The following is a 14029-nucleotide window of genomic DNA, read 5'->3' as shown; positions in this document are numbered from 1 at the left end:
CTTCAGAGGCTCCCCCGCAGAATGGTGACCACCAGTTCCTCAAAGCTGATACCCGCTTCCCGGGCAGCCATCGGTACCAGACTGTGATCGGTCATCCCCGGAAGCGTATTCACCTCCAGCAGCTGAAAGCCCCGTTGCTGATCAAGCATCACATCAACCCGTCCCCAGCCACTGCAGCCGACCATATCAAATGCCTGTTCTGCCAGATGTTTGAGCTCAGTTTCCTGATTCGCTGTCAGCTCGTTATCAAAGTGGTACTGGGTATCACTGGCCTGGTATTTGGCGTCAAAATCATAAAACTCATGGGGCGTTTCCAGACGAATAACCGGCAGCGCCTGGCCATTCAGGACCGCAATGGTAAATTCAGGACCACTGATCCAGCTTTCAACCAGAACAGCCCGGTCGAACTGCCGGGCCGCACCAATCGCCTGCGCTAACGCCCCGGCACTGTCAACCTTACTCATACCGATGCTGGACCCCTCATGGGCAGGCTTAACAATCATCGGAAAACCAAGCTGATCTGCGATCTGCTGCAGATCTGAGTTTTCATCTGGCACGACATAGCTCGGGGTTGGCAGGCCGGCAGCACTCCAGATCTGCTTACATTTAACCTTATCCATCCCCAGGGCTGACGCCATAACACCACTGCCGGTATAGGGTTTGCCCATAATCTCCAGCACCCCCTGGATCGTGCCATCTTCGCCACCACGACCGTGCAGAATCAGAAACGCCCGGTCAAACTCAGCGTTTTGCAACTGCTGCAACGGGTCGGCCCCCTCAGCACAGAGGTCGATACCAAAAGCATCAACATTGGCCTGCAGCAATCCTCGCAACACCTCTGCACCACTTTTCAGAGAGATACTGCGCTCCGCCGAAGAACCACCATAGAGCACCGCAACCCGGCCAAACTGGCTTCGTTCCTGTGCACTAATCATAAAAGTCGTCATCAATCTGCCTCCGCCGCCACAGTCAGATCAAGTTTGGAAAGCTCATGCGCCAGAGCGGTGATATTTCCCGCGCCCTGGGTCAGTAGCAGATCTCCCGGCTGCAGCAGGTTGTGTAACAATCCAGGCACCGCATCAACCGACTCAACAAACACCGGATCAACACTGCCCCGCTGACGTATACTTCGACACAGGCTGCGACTGTCGGCCCCCGCTATCGGCTCTTCGCCGGCGGAAAAAACCTCCATCAACAACAGCACATCCGCTTCAGACAGTACCTGGACAAAATCTTCATAGAGATCCCGGGTACGGGTATAACGATGGGGCTGATTGATCATCACCAGACGCTTATCCGGCCATCCCTCTTTCACCGCACGGATCGTTGCCTGAACCTCACGGGGGTGGTGACCATAGTCATCCACCAGCATCGCCGTGCCGCCCTTAACCGGAATCTCTCCCAGCACCTGAAAACGGCGACCGACCCCCTCAAACGTCTGCAACGCTTGACAGATCGACTGATCATCGATCCCTTCATCAGTCGCTACGGCGATGGTAGCCAGAGCGTTCAGGACGTTATGTCTGCCGGGCATATTCAGAGTCACCTGCAGATCGTCCCGTCCATCTGGACGTTTAGCGGTAAAACGGGTTTTCAAACCGTTCTGAACGATATTCTCTGCGCGGTAATCCGCCTCGTCATTAAACCCGTAGGTGACAACAGGCCGGCCGACCTCGGCTATAATCTCTTTGACCACCGGATCATCGGTGCACAGCACAGCGAGTCCATAGAACGGCAGGTTATGCAGGAAATCGACAAAGGTCTGCTTCAACTTGCCAAAGTCCCCCCCATAGGTGTCCATATGATCGGCATCGATATTGGTGACAATTGCCACCATCGGTTGCAGATGGAGGAAGGAAGCATCACTCTCATCAGCTTCAGCGACCAGATAGCGGCTGCCGCCCAGCTTCGCGTTGGTTCCGGCACTGTTCAGCCGCCCGCCAATCACAAAGGTTGGATCCAGTTTGGCTTCTGCCATCACCGATGCCAGCAAACTGGTGGTAGTGGTCTTACCATGGGTGCCCGCCACCGCAATACCATGACGATAGCGCATCAGTTCGGCCAACATCTCGGCACGACGAACAATAGGAATACGTCGTTCGCGGGCTGCGCTCACCTCCGGGTTATCATCCCGAACCGCTGTAGAGGTGACCACCACATTGGCGGCGGTAATATTCTCCGCCAGATGTCCGATAAAGATCTCTGCACCCATTTTCTGCAACCGTTCCGTGGTGGCTGAGGTTTTAATATCTGAACCGGAGATCTGGTATCCCTGGTTCAGCAAAACCTCAGCGATACCGCACATACCTACGCCGCCAATACCCACAAAGTGGATCCTGCGAATACGTCGCATCTCCGGTACTTCATAAACTTCTGTCGTATTCTCAGTCACTTTTTCATTACCTCCAGACAGATATCGGCTACCGTTTGACTAGCGTCAGGTTGTCCCAGTTGGCGCGCTTTCTGCGCCATCTCTAGCAGCACCTGCCGGTCATTCAGCTGCTCTGTCAAAATATTGATCAGCCGGTCCCGATCCAGATCTTTCTGCTGCACCAGAATCGCAGCACCCGCTTCAGCCAGAAACCGGGCATTTCCCGTCTGATGGTCATCCACCGCAAAGGGAAAAGGCACCAGTACAGACGCAACCCCGGCAATGCTCAGCTCGCTGACTGTCAATGCGCCTGACCGACATAACACCAGATCAGCCCAGCCGTAAGCTTCATCCATCCGTTCAATGAAGGGCACCACCCGGATCGTCTCCCGCTCTGCAAGTCCTGCCGCCTGATACAGCGACTGAGTCTGCGACAGATTCCGTTTACCCACCTGGTGCAAAACCTCCAGCTCACAGCTATCTGGTAGCTGGCTTAATACGGCGGGAAGTAACTCATTGATGGCGGTCGCCCCCAGGCTGCCCCCCACCACCAGCAATCGAACAGGCCCCTGGCGTCCCTCAAAGCGCTGTTCGGGTGCGGGCAGATTGAGAATATCGCCGCGCACCGGATTACCCACAACGGTGGTTGTAAATTTGCCGCGAAATGCGCCGCCAAACGCTTCAAGCACCCGCCGGGCCATCCGCGCCAGAATTTTATTGGTCATTCCGGCACAGGCATTCTGCTCATGCACCACAACCGGAACCCCGGTCAACCAGGCTGCCAGCCCCCCGGGCCCCGAAGCAAAACCTCCCATCCCCAACACCATGTCAGGTTTAACCCGGCGTAACACAGCCAACGCCTGATACAAAGCATGGAGCAACCGCAAGGGTGCCATCAGTAAGCTTAACTTCCCCTTACCCCGCAAACCTTTTACATCGATACAGTGCAAACGGATATCCGCGGCAGGAACAACATCGGCTTCAATACCCGCTGCAGTCCCCAGCCACTCGACAGACACTCCTTGCTGGCGAAGACAGTCAGCAGTCGCCAGCGCGGGAAACACATGGCCACCGGTGCCGCCTGCCATAATCAGTACTGTGCGGTTATTTTTCATCATCAGCGCCCGCTGTCTTTTTTCGCTGTTTTGTTGTGGCCGGAGCCGGAGCATCTGCCAACAACCTTTTCAGTTCGTAATCAACCCGCATCACGATAGCGATCATGACGCAGCTGACCACCAGGCTACTGCCGCCGTAGCTCACCAGTGGCAGGGTCAGTCCCTTGGTTGGCAAGGCCCCCACATTAACTCCGATATTGATCAGCGCCTGACCTGTCAGCATGATGGCGAAGCCATAGGCGATATAGGCCATAAAAAACTGCTGTAGTTTTTCCGCTCTGCGGCCAATACGAAACATACGCACGGCGATCAGGCCGTAAAGACATACCACCAGCAGCGCAAACACCAGCCCCATCTCCTCGGCGAGAACGGAGAACACAAAATCGGTATGCGCTTCAGGCAGATAGAACAGCTTCTGAACGCTGTTGCCCAGACCTTCGCCAAACCAGTCGCCCCGGCCAAAAGCGATCTGCGCCTGCGCCAGTTGATAGCCGGAACCAAACGGATCAGCCCAGGGATCAAGGAAGGTTTTCAGACGCACCACCCGGTAGGGCTGAAGCATCGCCAGTGAGGGGATCACAACGGCACAACCGATCACAATCAGGGCAAACTGACTGAACTTCATCCCGCCAAGAAAGATCATCCCCATAACACTGCCCATCAATACCACAGCGGCACCGAAGTCTGGCTCAAGAATCATCAGAAAGACAAAAAAAGCCAGTGGCAGCGCAGGCTTGGCAATCCCCTTCCAGCTGCTTCTGACCTCGGTCAGTCGCCGCACCAGATAACCGGCCAGATAGATCACCATGGCAAACTTGGCCACCTCTGATGCCTGCAGGTTTACCGGCCCCAGAGAGATCCAGCGAACCGAACCGTTAATCTCCCGGCCCACCGCCAGCACCAGTACCAGCAATACAAAACCTACCAGCAACAACCAGGGGCCACTGCGCTGCCAGAAGCTGATTGGAATTCGCAGTACAACAATCGCCGCTGCAAGCCCCAACAGAATAAAAACACCATGGCGAATCATATAGAAGAACGGATTATTGTTACGTACCGCAGCCACCTCAATCGAGGCGGAACTGATCATCACGAAGCCTATCAGGATCAGGCAGAGTACCGCGCTGACAAACAGCGGATCGAATGGCAACACCCGGTTACGGGCAGTGACTGGGGCAGTGGTGGCCATACTCATAGTGCCTCCACCGACTCAATAAAGGCATCACCCCGGGCCGGAAAACCGCTGAACATATCAAAGCTGGCACAGGCCGGAGACAGCAGCACGATATCACCGGGCCGGGCCAGACGGGCAGCCAGTGAAACCGCCTCCGGCATCGTGGCAGCGTACTGCCCGGGCAGGCAACTGACCGCCTGATCGATCAGCCCACCATCCTTTCCGATCAGCACCAACGCCCGCCCCGCTTGCTGCAACGGTTGGTTCAGATCACTAAAATCAGCCCCTTTGCCAACGCCACCAGCAATCAGCACAATTTTATTACCTGGGGTCAGGGTTGCCGCCAGCCCGTTAATGGCTGCGACCGTGGCCCCCACGTTGGTGCCTTTACTGTCATTAAAAAAGGCCACGCCGCCCTTATCATCAACCCACTGACAGCGATGTTTCAGGCCGGTAAAGTTTTTCAGGGTTTGCAACATCGATAGCAGCGGGATACCGGCCGCCTCTCCCAGCGCCAGCGACGCCAGTGCATTGGCGATATTGTGTTGCCCCTGAATTTTCAGTTCACTGATCGCCAGCAAGGGTTTCAGGCCCCGGGCCAGATACAACTCACCCTGCTGCTCCAGTAAACCAAACTGGTTAAGATCGGGGCGGCCCAGGCCAAAACTGGATACTTTAACTCCACTGCTCACCAGGGGGGATGTCAGTGGGTCATCACGATTAACAATAACGTTTGCAGCACCCTTAAATATACGGTGCTTCGCCTGGTAATACTGTTGCAGGCTGTTGTTGTAACGGTCCAGATGATCGGGACTGACATTGAGCACCGTTGCCGCCGCAGCCCGCAGGTCATTGACGGTTTCCAGCTGAAAACTGGATAGCTCCAGAACATAGAGCTGCTGTTCGCCTCCTTCCAGCATATCCAGTACCGGCGTCCCCAGATTACCTCCGATACCAGCATCAATACCCGCATCCAGCGCCATCTGACCGACCAGAGTGGTCACGGTGCTCTTGGCATTGGAACCTGTAATCGCAATGATCGGAGCAGTAACCGCCTGACAGAAAAGATCGATATCACCACTGAGTTTAACCCCGGCGGCAACGGCAGCCTGAATAGCGGGCTGATCCTTGGCAACGCCCGGGCTCAGCAGAATTTCGCCCGCCCGGCACAACAGTTGCTGATCCAGTGGGCCGCAATGCAACTCTGTCGCTGGGAACTCTGAGCGAATCAGGTCAAGATTGGGCGGCACATCACGGGTATCAACCAGAACAAACGGAACACCTTTGCGTGTCAGATAACGGGCGCAGGACAGCCCGGTCTGTCCAAGACCGATAATAATCCGCAGTTGATCTGTTGCTATCAGGCTCACAATCGCTCCGTTAACGTATTTTCAGGGTCGCCAGTCCGATCAGAACCAGCACCACAGTAATAATCCAGAACCGCACAATAACGCGGGGTTCCGGCCAGCCTTTCAGTTCAAAATGGTGATGCAGCGGCGCCATGCGAAAGATCCGCCGTCCGGTCAGCTTGAATGATGCTACCTGGAGAATCACCGATACCGTCTCAATGACAAACACGCCGCCCATAATCAGCAGCACCAGCTCCTGACGAACAATAACGGCGATAACACCGAGCGCAGCCCCCAGCGCCAGCGCGCCCACATCCCCCATGAACACCTGAGCAGGATAGGCGTTAAACCAGAGAAACCCGAGGCCGGCCCCGACAATTGAACCACAGATAATAATCAACTCACCGGAACCCGCGATGTAGGGTATATGCAGATAGTTGGCAAAGTTGACGTTCCCCCCCAGATAGGCAAAGAACCCCAGCGCACCGGCAACCAGCACGGTGGGCAAAATGGCCAGGCCATCCAGGCCATCGGTCAGGTTGACTGCATTGGAAGTCCCCACAATGACAAAGTAAGTGAAGACGATAAAGAACAGCCCCATCTCAATGGCGACATCTTTAAAGATCGGGATAATCAGTTGTGTCTCTGCAGGCCCATGGGCAGTTACATAAAGCACGATGGCGGCCCCCAGGCCACCAACCGATTGCCAGAAATATTTCCAGCGCGCTGGTAATCCCCGCGAACTCTTCTCGATCACCATCCGGTAATCATCGACCCAGCCAACAGCGCCAAAGATAAAGGTCACACCCAGAACGATCCAGGTGTATCGGTTACTCAGATCGGACCACAGCAGGCTACTGATCATGATCGCCAGAATAATCAGCGCGCCACCCATTGTCGGCGTTCCCGCCTTGCTGAAGTGGGATTCCGGACCATCACTACGTACCGTCTGACCAATCTGCTTGCTTTTCAGCTTGCGGATCAGCGCAGGCCCCAGCAACAGCGAGATCGCCAGTGCCGTCAGCACGCCAAGAATTCCGCGCAACGTCAGATAGCTGAATACGGAGAAAAAACTGTTATATTCAGCCAGCCAGTTGGCCAGAAGCAATAACATCAGTGACTACCCCCATCGGTAGAGCCTGTATTCGCCAGGCCAGTTACAATTTGATCCATCCCCGCACTGCGGGAGCCTTTTACCAGAATAATGCGCTGACGCGGTGGTAGCTGTTGCAGATAGCTGAGCAGAGCGGCTTTATCCGCGAAGTGTTCTGCTTTTTTGCCTCCGGCGGTACTAAAGCCTGCATGAGTCGCGGTGCTGAGGGCGCCGCAAGTCAACAGCAGGTCGATTGGCCGGGTTGCCGCAAACGCTCCCAGTTGCCGGTGCTGTTCCTCTGCGCCGTCACCCAGCTCCCCCATATCACCCAGCACCACTACCTTTTCACCGTTCAGTTCTGACAGTGTATTGAGTGCCGCCTTCACCGCATCAGGGTTGGCGTTATAGCTGTCATCAATAATCAGGGTGGAGCCGTCTGACTGAATCGGACGCATCCGCCCCGCAACGGCCTGGCATTGCCCCAGTCCCTGCGCTGCAGTTTCAGGCGGGCAGCCGTCGGCCAGTACTGCAGCCGCTGCTGCCAGCGCGTTGGCGATATTGTGCCGCCCCATTACCGCCAGACTGACCGGATACTGCTGCCCCTGATAGTTCAGTTTGAAGGCATAACAGCCGTTGCCCTGTAAGCAGATATCTGAGGCAAACACAGACGCCTCACTGCGCTCTACCGAAAAGGTCATCAGCGGCTGCTGTTGCAACATGCCCAGCCAGATATCAGCGTGGGGATCATCCAGATTAACCACTGCCGTGCCGCTGTCAGATAGCCCTTCGAAAATTTCCGCTTTCGCCAGCACCACGCCTCTGAGGGAGCCAAACCCTTCCAGGTGAGCACCAAAGGCATTATTCAGAATCGCCACATCCGGTCGGGTCAGCTGGGTGCTATAGGCGATCTCATGGGCACCACTGGCGCCCATCTCAATCACCCCATAACGGTCACCGGCCGACAGCCTTAACAGCGTCAGAGGAACACCGATATCGTTGTTCAGATTGCCCTGGGTTGCCAGAGTCTGTCCCCGCAGCCGGTTGATAGACGCGAGCATCTCTTTTACTGTGGTTTTGCCACTACTACCGGTCACAGCAAACATCGAACCGCTGAACCGTTGACGGTTATAAGCGGCGATATTACCCAGCGCCATGCGGGTATTACTGACCACCAACTGAGGCACATCAACATCGACCTCATGCTCAACCACCACCGCAACCGCCCCCTCAGCGACTGCCTGTTTTACAAAGTTGTGGGCGTCAAAGTGTTCACCCCGTAAGGCAATAAAAAGATCACCGCTGCCAATATGGCGTGTATCAGTGCTCACCCCCAGCACCTCGCAGCTTCCGCCAATCAGGCGGGCTGACAGTGCTGGCGCCAGCTCACTCAGACTGAACGGACCGTTCATTGGGAACGCCCCTGTTTAGCTGCCCGCATTACTAATGCCTCTCTGGCAACCGCCAGGTCATCGAACGGCATCTTCACCCCTTGTATATCCTGATAGTTCTCATGCCCTTTTCCGGCGATCAATAAAATATCGTCTGGCTGCAGCGCCGCAATCGCCTGTTCAATGGCCCGTTTGCGGTCAGTTTCAGAGGACACAGAGGCGCTGCGGCTAAAACCTGCCATAATCATTTGTATAATCTGCTGCGGATCTTCTGTACGGGGATTATCACTGGTGACCACAATACAGTCAGCCAGTCGCTCCGCTACCTGTGCCATCTGCGCTCTTTTACCGGTATCCCGGTCACCGCCGCAGCCAAACACACAGCAGAGCCGCCCCTGACAATGATTCCGCAGTGCTTCAAGGGCTTTTTCCAGCGCATCCGGCGTGTGGGCATAATCCACTACCACCAGAGGTGTCTGGCGGGATACCCGTTGCATCCGTCCAGCCACCGGTGTCAGGTGCTGCAACGCACGTTCAATCTGCTGCTGCGGATAACCCATCTGCTCAGTAATAGCGATGGCCAGCAACAGGTTACTCAGATTGAAGCGGCCGATCAGACCCGTATCCAGAGCAAAGGTTCCCCTTGCGGTCTCAATCCGGGCGATAATTCCGCTGGCCGACAGTACCACTCCGGTGGCTCGTACTTCCGCCCGTTCAGACTCGCCAAAACCGATCCGGTCCTGCCCATCTTTACGGGCCAGAATCGTTGCGCCGAAAGCGTCATCGGCATTCACCACCTGATGATCAATCTCCATCTCGAAAAACAACCGGGCTTTTGCTGCCCCGTAGCTGTCCATATCACCGTGGTAATCCAGATGGTCCCGCGACAGATTAGTAAAGCCTGCCGCATTGAAGTGCACCCCGCTGATCCGCTGCTGATCCAGTGCATGACTGGATACCTCCATAACCACAGCCGTTGCACCACTATCCCGCAGTTCTGCCAGCAGGCGATGCACACCAATAGCATCCGGCGTGGTATGGGTTGACTCCCTGAGTTGCCCCAGCAAACCATTACCCACGGTCCCTATCAGGCCACATACCTCGCCACAGCCCTGCAGCAACTGGGCGATATAGTGCGCGCTGGAGGTTTTACCGTTGGTGCCGGTGACACCCACCACCCGCATATGAAGAGAGGGTTCCCCAAAGAAACGTGAAGCTACCTCGCCAATCAGTGCCGCGACATCCGTCACACCGATCAGCGGGATAGTCACATCAATAGAGTCCGCTGCAGCCAGTTCTGCGTCATCAACAATCGCAGCAACTGCCCCTTCTGCTGCAGCGGAGCAAACAAAATCGATCCCTTTATGGCTCACACCATTACGGGCAAAAAACAGATCACCCGGTTTCACCTGACGGCTATCCTGACAGATACCGCCGATCTCCAGCTGTGCCAGATCACTACCGGCCAGTTGTGGCAACAACTCAACCAGATGAAAACTGACCCGGCTCATTTCATCACCATCTGCGTGTGCACTGGCTGCCAGTTATCCGGTGCCACATTCAACATGCGCAGAGCGCCACCGACCACCCGCGAAAACAGAGGTGCGGCCACTTCACCACCGTAGTACTCCTGCCCTTTCGGATTATCCACCATCACCACCGCCACGATTTCAGGATTATCCACCGGCGCGACACCGGCAAAAATGGAAACATACTGATCATCCGCATAGCCGCCGGTGCCAACTTTATGCACAGTCCCGGTCTTGCCCGCTACCCGATATCCGTCGATGGCAGCCCGGCGTCCGGTACCACCAGCCTGAGTAACGGTTTCCATCATCTCCAGCACTTCCCGTGCAACCTTTTCCGGCATCACCCGGGTGCCGGGCTCGGGCCGGTCAAGTTTCAGCAGCGATACATGGCGCACCAGCCCACCGGTGGCGAACGGCAGATACGCCTGCGCCAGCTGCAACGGGGTTACAGAGAGACCGTAGCCATAAGCCATCGTGGCACGCTCAACCTTCTGCCGTTCGGACAAATAGGGTAATACGCCCGGCTGTTCTCCAGGAAAACCGGTACCCGGTACCTGTCCCAGCCCGACATTCTGAAAAACATTCCGCACAGCATCCCCGTGCATACTCAGCGCCAGCTTCGTCACCCCAACGTTACTGGATTTAGTAATAATCCGGCCCAGATCCAGCTCACCATAGTTTCGGTGGTCACGGATCGTGTTGCCCTTCACCCGGATATAACCAGGCGAGGTATCAATCACACTGTCAGGGGTATACTTACCACTCATCAATGCCGCCGCGATCGTCAGCGGTTTCATGGTAGACCCCGGCTCAAAGGTGTCGGTCACCGCCCGGTTACGCAGCGACTTCATATCACTGCCGAGGTTGCTGCGATCATTCGGGTTGTAAGAGGGCTGATTGACCATCGCCAGCACTTCACCGGTATGCACATCAAGCACTACCATCGCCGCTGAATCTGCTTTATGGGCCTGCACCGCAGCTTTCAGCTCCCGATATGCCAGATACTGCAACCGCAGATCGATACTCAGCTGCAGATCTTTACCCTGCACCATCGGTTCCAGCTCGCGGATATGTTTAACCGTCCGGCCGAGCAGATCCCGCATCACCAGTTTTTTACCCGGTACACCCTGTAACCAGTCCTCAAACGCCAGTTCAATGCCTTCCTGGCCAACCCCATCAACACTGGTAAAGCCCACCAGATGCGTGGCAACCTCTGCAGCAGGGTAGAAGCGTTTATATTCGCGGTCTACATAGACGCCAGGCATGTGCAGATCTTCAATCTGCTCCGCCTGAGCAGGCGTCATCTGACGTTTCAGATAGATGAACTGCTTATCACGGAACTGCGCTACCCGCTTCAGCAGGTCGGATTTAGTACTGTCGATCAGGGTCGCCAGTTTATTGATCGAGGCGTTATGCAGGTCAAACTCTTTAGGATTCATCCACACCGTTGAGACAGGCGCACTGACCGACAACGGCAGACCGTTGCGATCACTGATCATCCCCCGATGCGCCGGAATCACCGCAGTACGCAGAACCCGGGCATCCCCCTGTTGCTTCAGAAACGCTTGCTCCTGCACATTCAGTGACAGCATCTTACCCGCCACCGCAGCCGCGATCAGCAACAGCAGCAAAAACACCAGCCATAAGCGCCAGCCCCTTGCAGCACGAGCTTGAAAGTCCTGCTCATCGCTCATCTCTGATCACCTCAACCTGCTCAGGAATATGCATTCCCAGGCGTTTAATTGCCACTGACTCAACCCGGTTATTCGCGGCCAGAGTCCCCTGTTCAAGTAGTAGTTGCCCCCATTCAACCTGCAACTCATCCCACTGCTGTACCAGCTCCTGCTGCTGGTTAAATAAGATCCGGTACTGATGTGCCGACCAGATCACCATCAACGATGACACTACTACCAGAGCGATCATGCAGAACACCATCAGCGCCGGCTTAACCAGCTCGACAGGCGCTATCACATCATCAATCGGTTGCTCATCCCGGGCTCTCAGCCATCCAGGCAGTGTCACTCCCAGTTTCATCGTACTTTTTTCGCTACCCGCATAACGGCACTGCGTGAGCGAGGATTATCCGACACCTCTTCCCGCCCGGCTTTCACCGCTTTACCCACCGCTTTCAGGCGGATATTCAACATATCATCGGTCACCGGAATACCCGGCGGCAGATGCTCATCGCCCTTGACATACTTACGGATAAATCGCTTTACAATCCGGTCTTCCAGAGAGTGAAAGCTGATCACTACCAGTCGCCCACCGGGTTTTAATACTTCCAACGCCTGATCGAGACAGTCTTCCAGGTCTTCCAGCTCCCGGTTAATAAAGATCCGGATCCCCTGAAAAGCGCGGGTGGCCGGGTTTTTCCCTTTTTCCCATGCGGGGTTAGCCTCTGTAATAATTTTCGCCAGCCGGCCGGTGGTCACGATCGGTTCCTGCTCCCGCTCATTCACAATAGCCCGGGCCATCCGTCTGGAGTGACGTTCCTCACCGTAGGTATAGAGCACATCAGCAATCTCTTTCTCTGCGGCATGCGCAAGCCACTCGGCCACGCTCTCTCCCACATCCGGGTTCATCCGCATATCCAGCGGACCATCAGCCATAAAGCTGAACCCCCGGTTCGGATCATCAAGCTGAGGAGATGAAACCCCCAGATCCAGCAATACACCATCGACTTTTCCCGCCAGCTCGCGCTGACGAACAAACGCCTCCAGCTGAGCAAATGACCCTCGTTCAATACTGAAACGCGGGTCATCACCAAATCGTTCTGCAGCGCAGGCTATCGCTTCAGGATCCTTATCAATCCCCATCAGTTGTCCCTGCGCAGACAAGCGACTCAATACCAGTGCAGAATGACCACCCCGTCCAAAGGTGCCATCGATATAAAAGCCATCCGGATCATCGACCAGGGTATCCACAGCCTCATTCAGCAGTACTGTGATATGTTTAAACTCTGCACTCATGTGCTAACCCCTGTCGGTTTAAAGTGATAAATTCTGTAACTCTTGCGGCAGTTCAGCACCGCCATCAACCTCTGCCAGATACTCCTCGCGGGTTGCCAGCCAACGCGTTTCGCTCCAGATCTCAAACTTATTCCCCTGCCCCAGCAACACAATCTTCTTATCAAGCTCTGCGTATTCCCGCAGTGGAGCAGGCAACAGCAACCGGCCATTGCCATCCATATCCAGATCGGTTGCATGACCAATCAGCAAGCGCTGAATACGCCGCGCCGCGGGGTTAAAACTGGGAAGTGCTTCAATCTTTTCCTGAATCTCTTCCCATTCAGCCAGGGGATAAAGCAGCAGACAGCGTTCCTCGGTGTCAATCGTTGCAACCAGTTGCCCACCGCAATGCTCCGTGATCTTGTCACGGTAGCGTGCCGGTATGGCCATACGGCCCTTGGCATCCAGATTGATTGGATTGACACCCCGAAATACCAAAAAAACTCACTCCTTAACCAAAACTGCCCACAATTACCCACAATTACCCACTAACGCACACTATAGAAATTAACCTACAGGTTTGCAAGGGAGAAACTCCCCGAAACAAGCTTATAAATCGACGGATTATTAGTGAGGCAAATACAGAAAAGCGGACAGCGAAAGCGCCGGATAAAAACCGTTTGAATAACAGAGAGTTAAAAAATTGAACGCCTACTAATCACAAACAAGATCACTGGCAAGATGAAAAAAAAGAAATCAACAGGATACACAACAGGTCAACGCTAAAAATGCAGAATCGAGGGCAATCATTCATCATATGAAAAACATGTAGAGCCCGCCGATAAGCCCTGAGCTTTTTTGAGAGCTGTCGTGGACAATCATTCACTGTATGAAAAAATGCAGAACTCGCCGATAAGTCCTGAGCTTTTTTTGAGAGCTGTCGTGGACAATCATTCATTGTATGAAAAGATGCAGAACTCGCCGATAAGTCCTGAGCTTTTTTGGAGAGTTGTCGTGGACAATCATTCATCATATGAAAAACATGCAAAGCTCACCGATAAG

Annotated in this window: 13 protein-coding genes; 1 reads left to right on the top strand and 12 read right to left on the bottom strand. The window is 54.9% G+C overall.

Going from position 1 to position 14029, the window contains the following annotated elements; all coding sequences use genetic code 11:
• Positions 1-2: 2 nt before the first annotated feature.
• Genes BMY09_RS20925 through mraZ form a run of 12 tightly spaced genes read right to left on the bottom strand, consistent with a single transcriptional unit; the run spans position 3 to position 13465 of the window.
• Entirely contained in the window at positions 3-947 is a 945-nt protein-coding gene (locus tag BMY09_RS20925; RefSeq protein ID WP_091362092.1) for a D-alanine--D-alanine ligase, read from the bottom strand.
• Positions 947-2353 carry a UDP-N-acetylmuramate--L-alanine ligase gene (gene murC / locus BMY09_RS20920; protein WP_217647481.1) on the bottom strand — a complete coding sequence of 469 codons (1407 nt, stop codon included), beginning with the start codon at positions 2351-2353 and terminating at the stop codon, positions 947-949. The genes BMY09_RS20925 and murC overlap by 1 nt, the downstream gene beginning before the upstream one ends.
• A gap of 35 nt (positions 2354-2388) precedes the next feature.
• The gene (gene murG, locus BMY09_RS20915) at positions 2389-3489 is read right to left on the bottom strand and encodes an undecaprenyldiphospho-muramoylpentapeptide beta-N-acetylglucosaminyltransferase (RefSeq protein WP_091362090.1); all 1101 of its coding nucleotides are present in this window, start codon (positions 3487-3489) and stop codon (positions 2389-2391) included.
• The gene (gene ftsW / locus BMY09_RS20910) at positions 3476-4681 is read right to left on the bottom strand and encodes a putative lipid II flippase FtsW (RefSeq protein ID WP_091362089.1); all 1206 of its coding nucleotides are present in this window, start codon (positions 4679-4681) and stop codon (positions 3476-3478) included. The genes murG and ftsW overlap by 14 nt, the downstream gene beginning before the upstream one ends.
• On the bottom strand, positions 4678-6030 hold the full coding sequence (gene murD / locus BMY09_RS20905; protein WP_091362088.1) for a UDP-N-acetylmuramoyl-L-alanine--D-glutamate ligase: 1353 nt from the start codon (positions 6028-6030) through the stop codon (positions 4678-4680). Before murD ends, ftsW begins: the two co-directional genes overlap by 4 nt.
• Positions 6031-6040: 10 nt before the next feature.
• Positions 6041-7123 carry a phospho-N-acetylmuramoyl-pentapeptide-transferase gene (gene mraY / locus BMY09_RS20900; RefSeq protein ID WP_091362087.1) on the bottom strand — a complete coding sequence of 361 codons (1083 nt, stop codon included), beginning with the start codon at positions 7121-7123 and terminating at the stop codon, positions 6041-6043.
• On the bottom strand, positions 7123-8511 hold the full coding sequence (locus BMY09_RS20895) for a UDP-N-acetylmuramoyl-tripeptide--D-alanyl-D-alanine ligase (RefSeq protein ID WP_091362086.1): 1389 nt from the start codon (positions 8509-8511) through the stop codon (positions 7123-7125). Before BMY09_RS20895 ends, mraY begins: the two co-directional genes overlap by 1 nt.
• Positions 8508-10001, bottom strand: a complete 1494-nt coding sequence (locus BMY09_RS20890; protein WP_091362085.1) for a UDP-N-acetylmuramoyl-L-alanyl-D-glutamate--2,6-diaminopimelate ligase — start codon at positions 9999-10001, stop codon at positions 8508-8510. Before BMY09_RS20890 ends, BMY09_RS20895 begins: the two co-directional genes overlap by 4 nt.
• Positions 9998-11713, bottom strand: a complete 1716-nt coding sequence (locus tag BMY09_RS20885; RefSeq protein ID WP_091362084.1) for a peptidoglycan D,D-transpeptidase FtsI family protein — start codon at positions 11711-11713, stop codon at positions 9998-10000. The genes BMY09_RS20890 and BMY09_RS20885 overlap by 4 nt, the downstream gene beginning before the upstream one ends.
• Complete coding sequence (ftsL, locus tag BMY09_RS20880; protein ID WP_091362083.1) at positions 11703-12053, bottom strand: cell division protein FtsL; 351 nt, start codon at positions 12051-12053, stop codon at positions 11703-11705. Before ftsL ends, BMY09_RS20885 begins: the two co-directional genes overlap by 11 nt.
• Positions 12050-12988: a 16S rRNA (cytosine(1402)-N(4))-methyltransferase RsmH gene (gene rsmH, locus BMY09_RS20875; RefSeq protein WP_091362082.1), complete on the bottom strand. Its 939-nt coding sequence runs from the start codon at positions 12986-12988 to the stop codon at positions 12050-12052. The genes ftsL and rsmH overlap by 4 nt, the downstream gene beginning before the upstream one ends.
• Before the next feature lie 18 nt (positions 12989-13006).
• A complete protein-coding gene (gene mraZ / locus BMY09_RS20870; protein WP_091362081.1) occupies positions 13007-13465 on the bottom strand; it encodes a division/cell wall cluster transcriptional repressor MraZ in 459 nt (152 codons plus the stop codon).
• A 372-nt stretch (positions 13466-13837) separates the two neighbouring features.
• Here mraZ and BMY09_RS22290 point away from each other — a divergent pair.
• The coding region (locus BMY09_RS22290) for a hypothetical protein (RefSeq protein ID WP_217647480.1) at positions 13838-14029 on the top strand (192 nt) is incomplete at its 3' end.

Origin of the sequence: Amphritea atlantica, assembly GCF_900111095.1 — a bacterium.
In the GTDB taxonomy this organism is placed as follows: Bacteria; Pseudomonadota; Gammaproteobacteria; order Pseudomonadales; family Balneatricaceae; genus Amphritea; species Amphritea atlantica.
Note: the sequence above shows the minus strand (reverse complement) of the source record. Positions and strands in the feature narration are given on the sequence as shown.

Coding starts and splice junctions, on each gene's coding strand:
- BMY09_RS20925 (WP_091362092.1), bottom strand. CDS start 947: ATGACGACTTTTATGATTAGTGCACAGGAACGAAGCCAGTTTGGCCGG.
- murC (WP_217647481.1), bottom strand. CDS start 2,353: ATGCGACGTATTCGCAGGATCCACTTTGTGGGTATTGGCGGCGTAGGT.
- murG (WP_091362090.1), bottom strand. CDS start 3,489: ATGATGAAAAATAACCGCACAGTACTGATTATGGCAGGCGGCACCGGT.
- ftsW (WP_091362089.1), bottom strand. CDS start 4,681: ATGAGTATGGCCACCACTGCCCCAGTCACTGCCCGTAACCGGGTGTTG.
- mraY (WP_091362087.1), bottom strand. CDS start 7,123: ATGTTATTGCTTCTGGCCAACTGGCTGGCTGAATATAACAGTTTTTTC.
- BMY09_RS20895 (WP_091362086.1), bottom strand. CDS start 8,511: ATGAACGGTCCGTTCAGTCTGAGTGAGCTGGCGCCAGCACTGTCAGCC.
- BMY09_RS20890 (WP_091362085.1), bottom strand. CDS start 10,001: ATGAGCCGGGTCAGTTTTCATCTGGTTGAGTTGTTGCCACAACTGGCC.
- BMY09_RS20885 (WP_091362084.1), bottom strand. CDS start 11,713: ATGAGCGATGAGCAGGACTTTCAAGCTCGTGCTGCAAGGGGCTGGCGC.
- ftsL (WP_091362083.1), bottom strand. CDS start 12,053: ATGAAACTGGGAGTGACACTGCCTGGATGGCTGAGAGCCCGGGATGAG.
- rsmH (WP_091362082.1), bottom strand. CDS start 12,988: ATGAGTGCAGAGTTTAAACATATCACAGTACTGCTGAATGAGGCTGTG.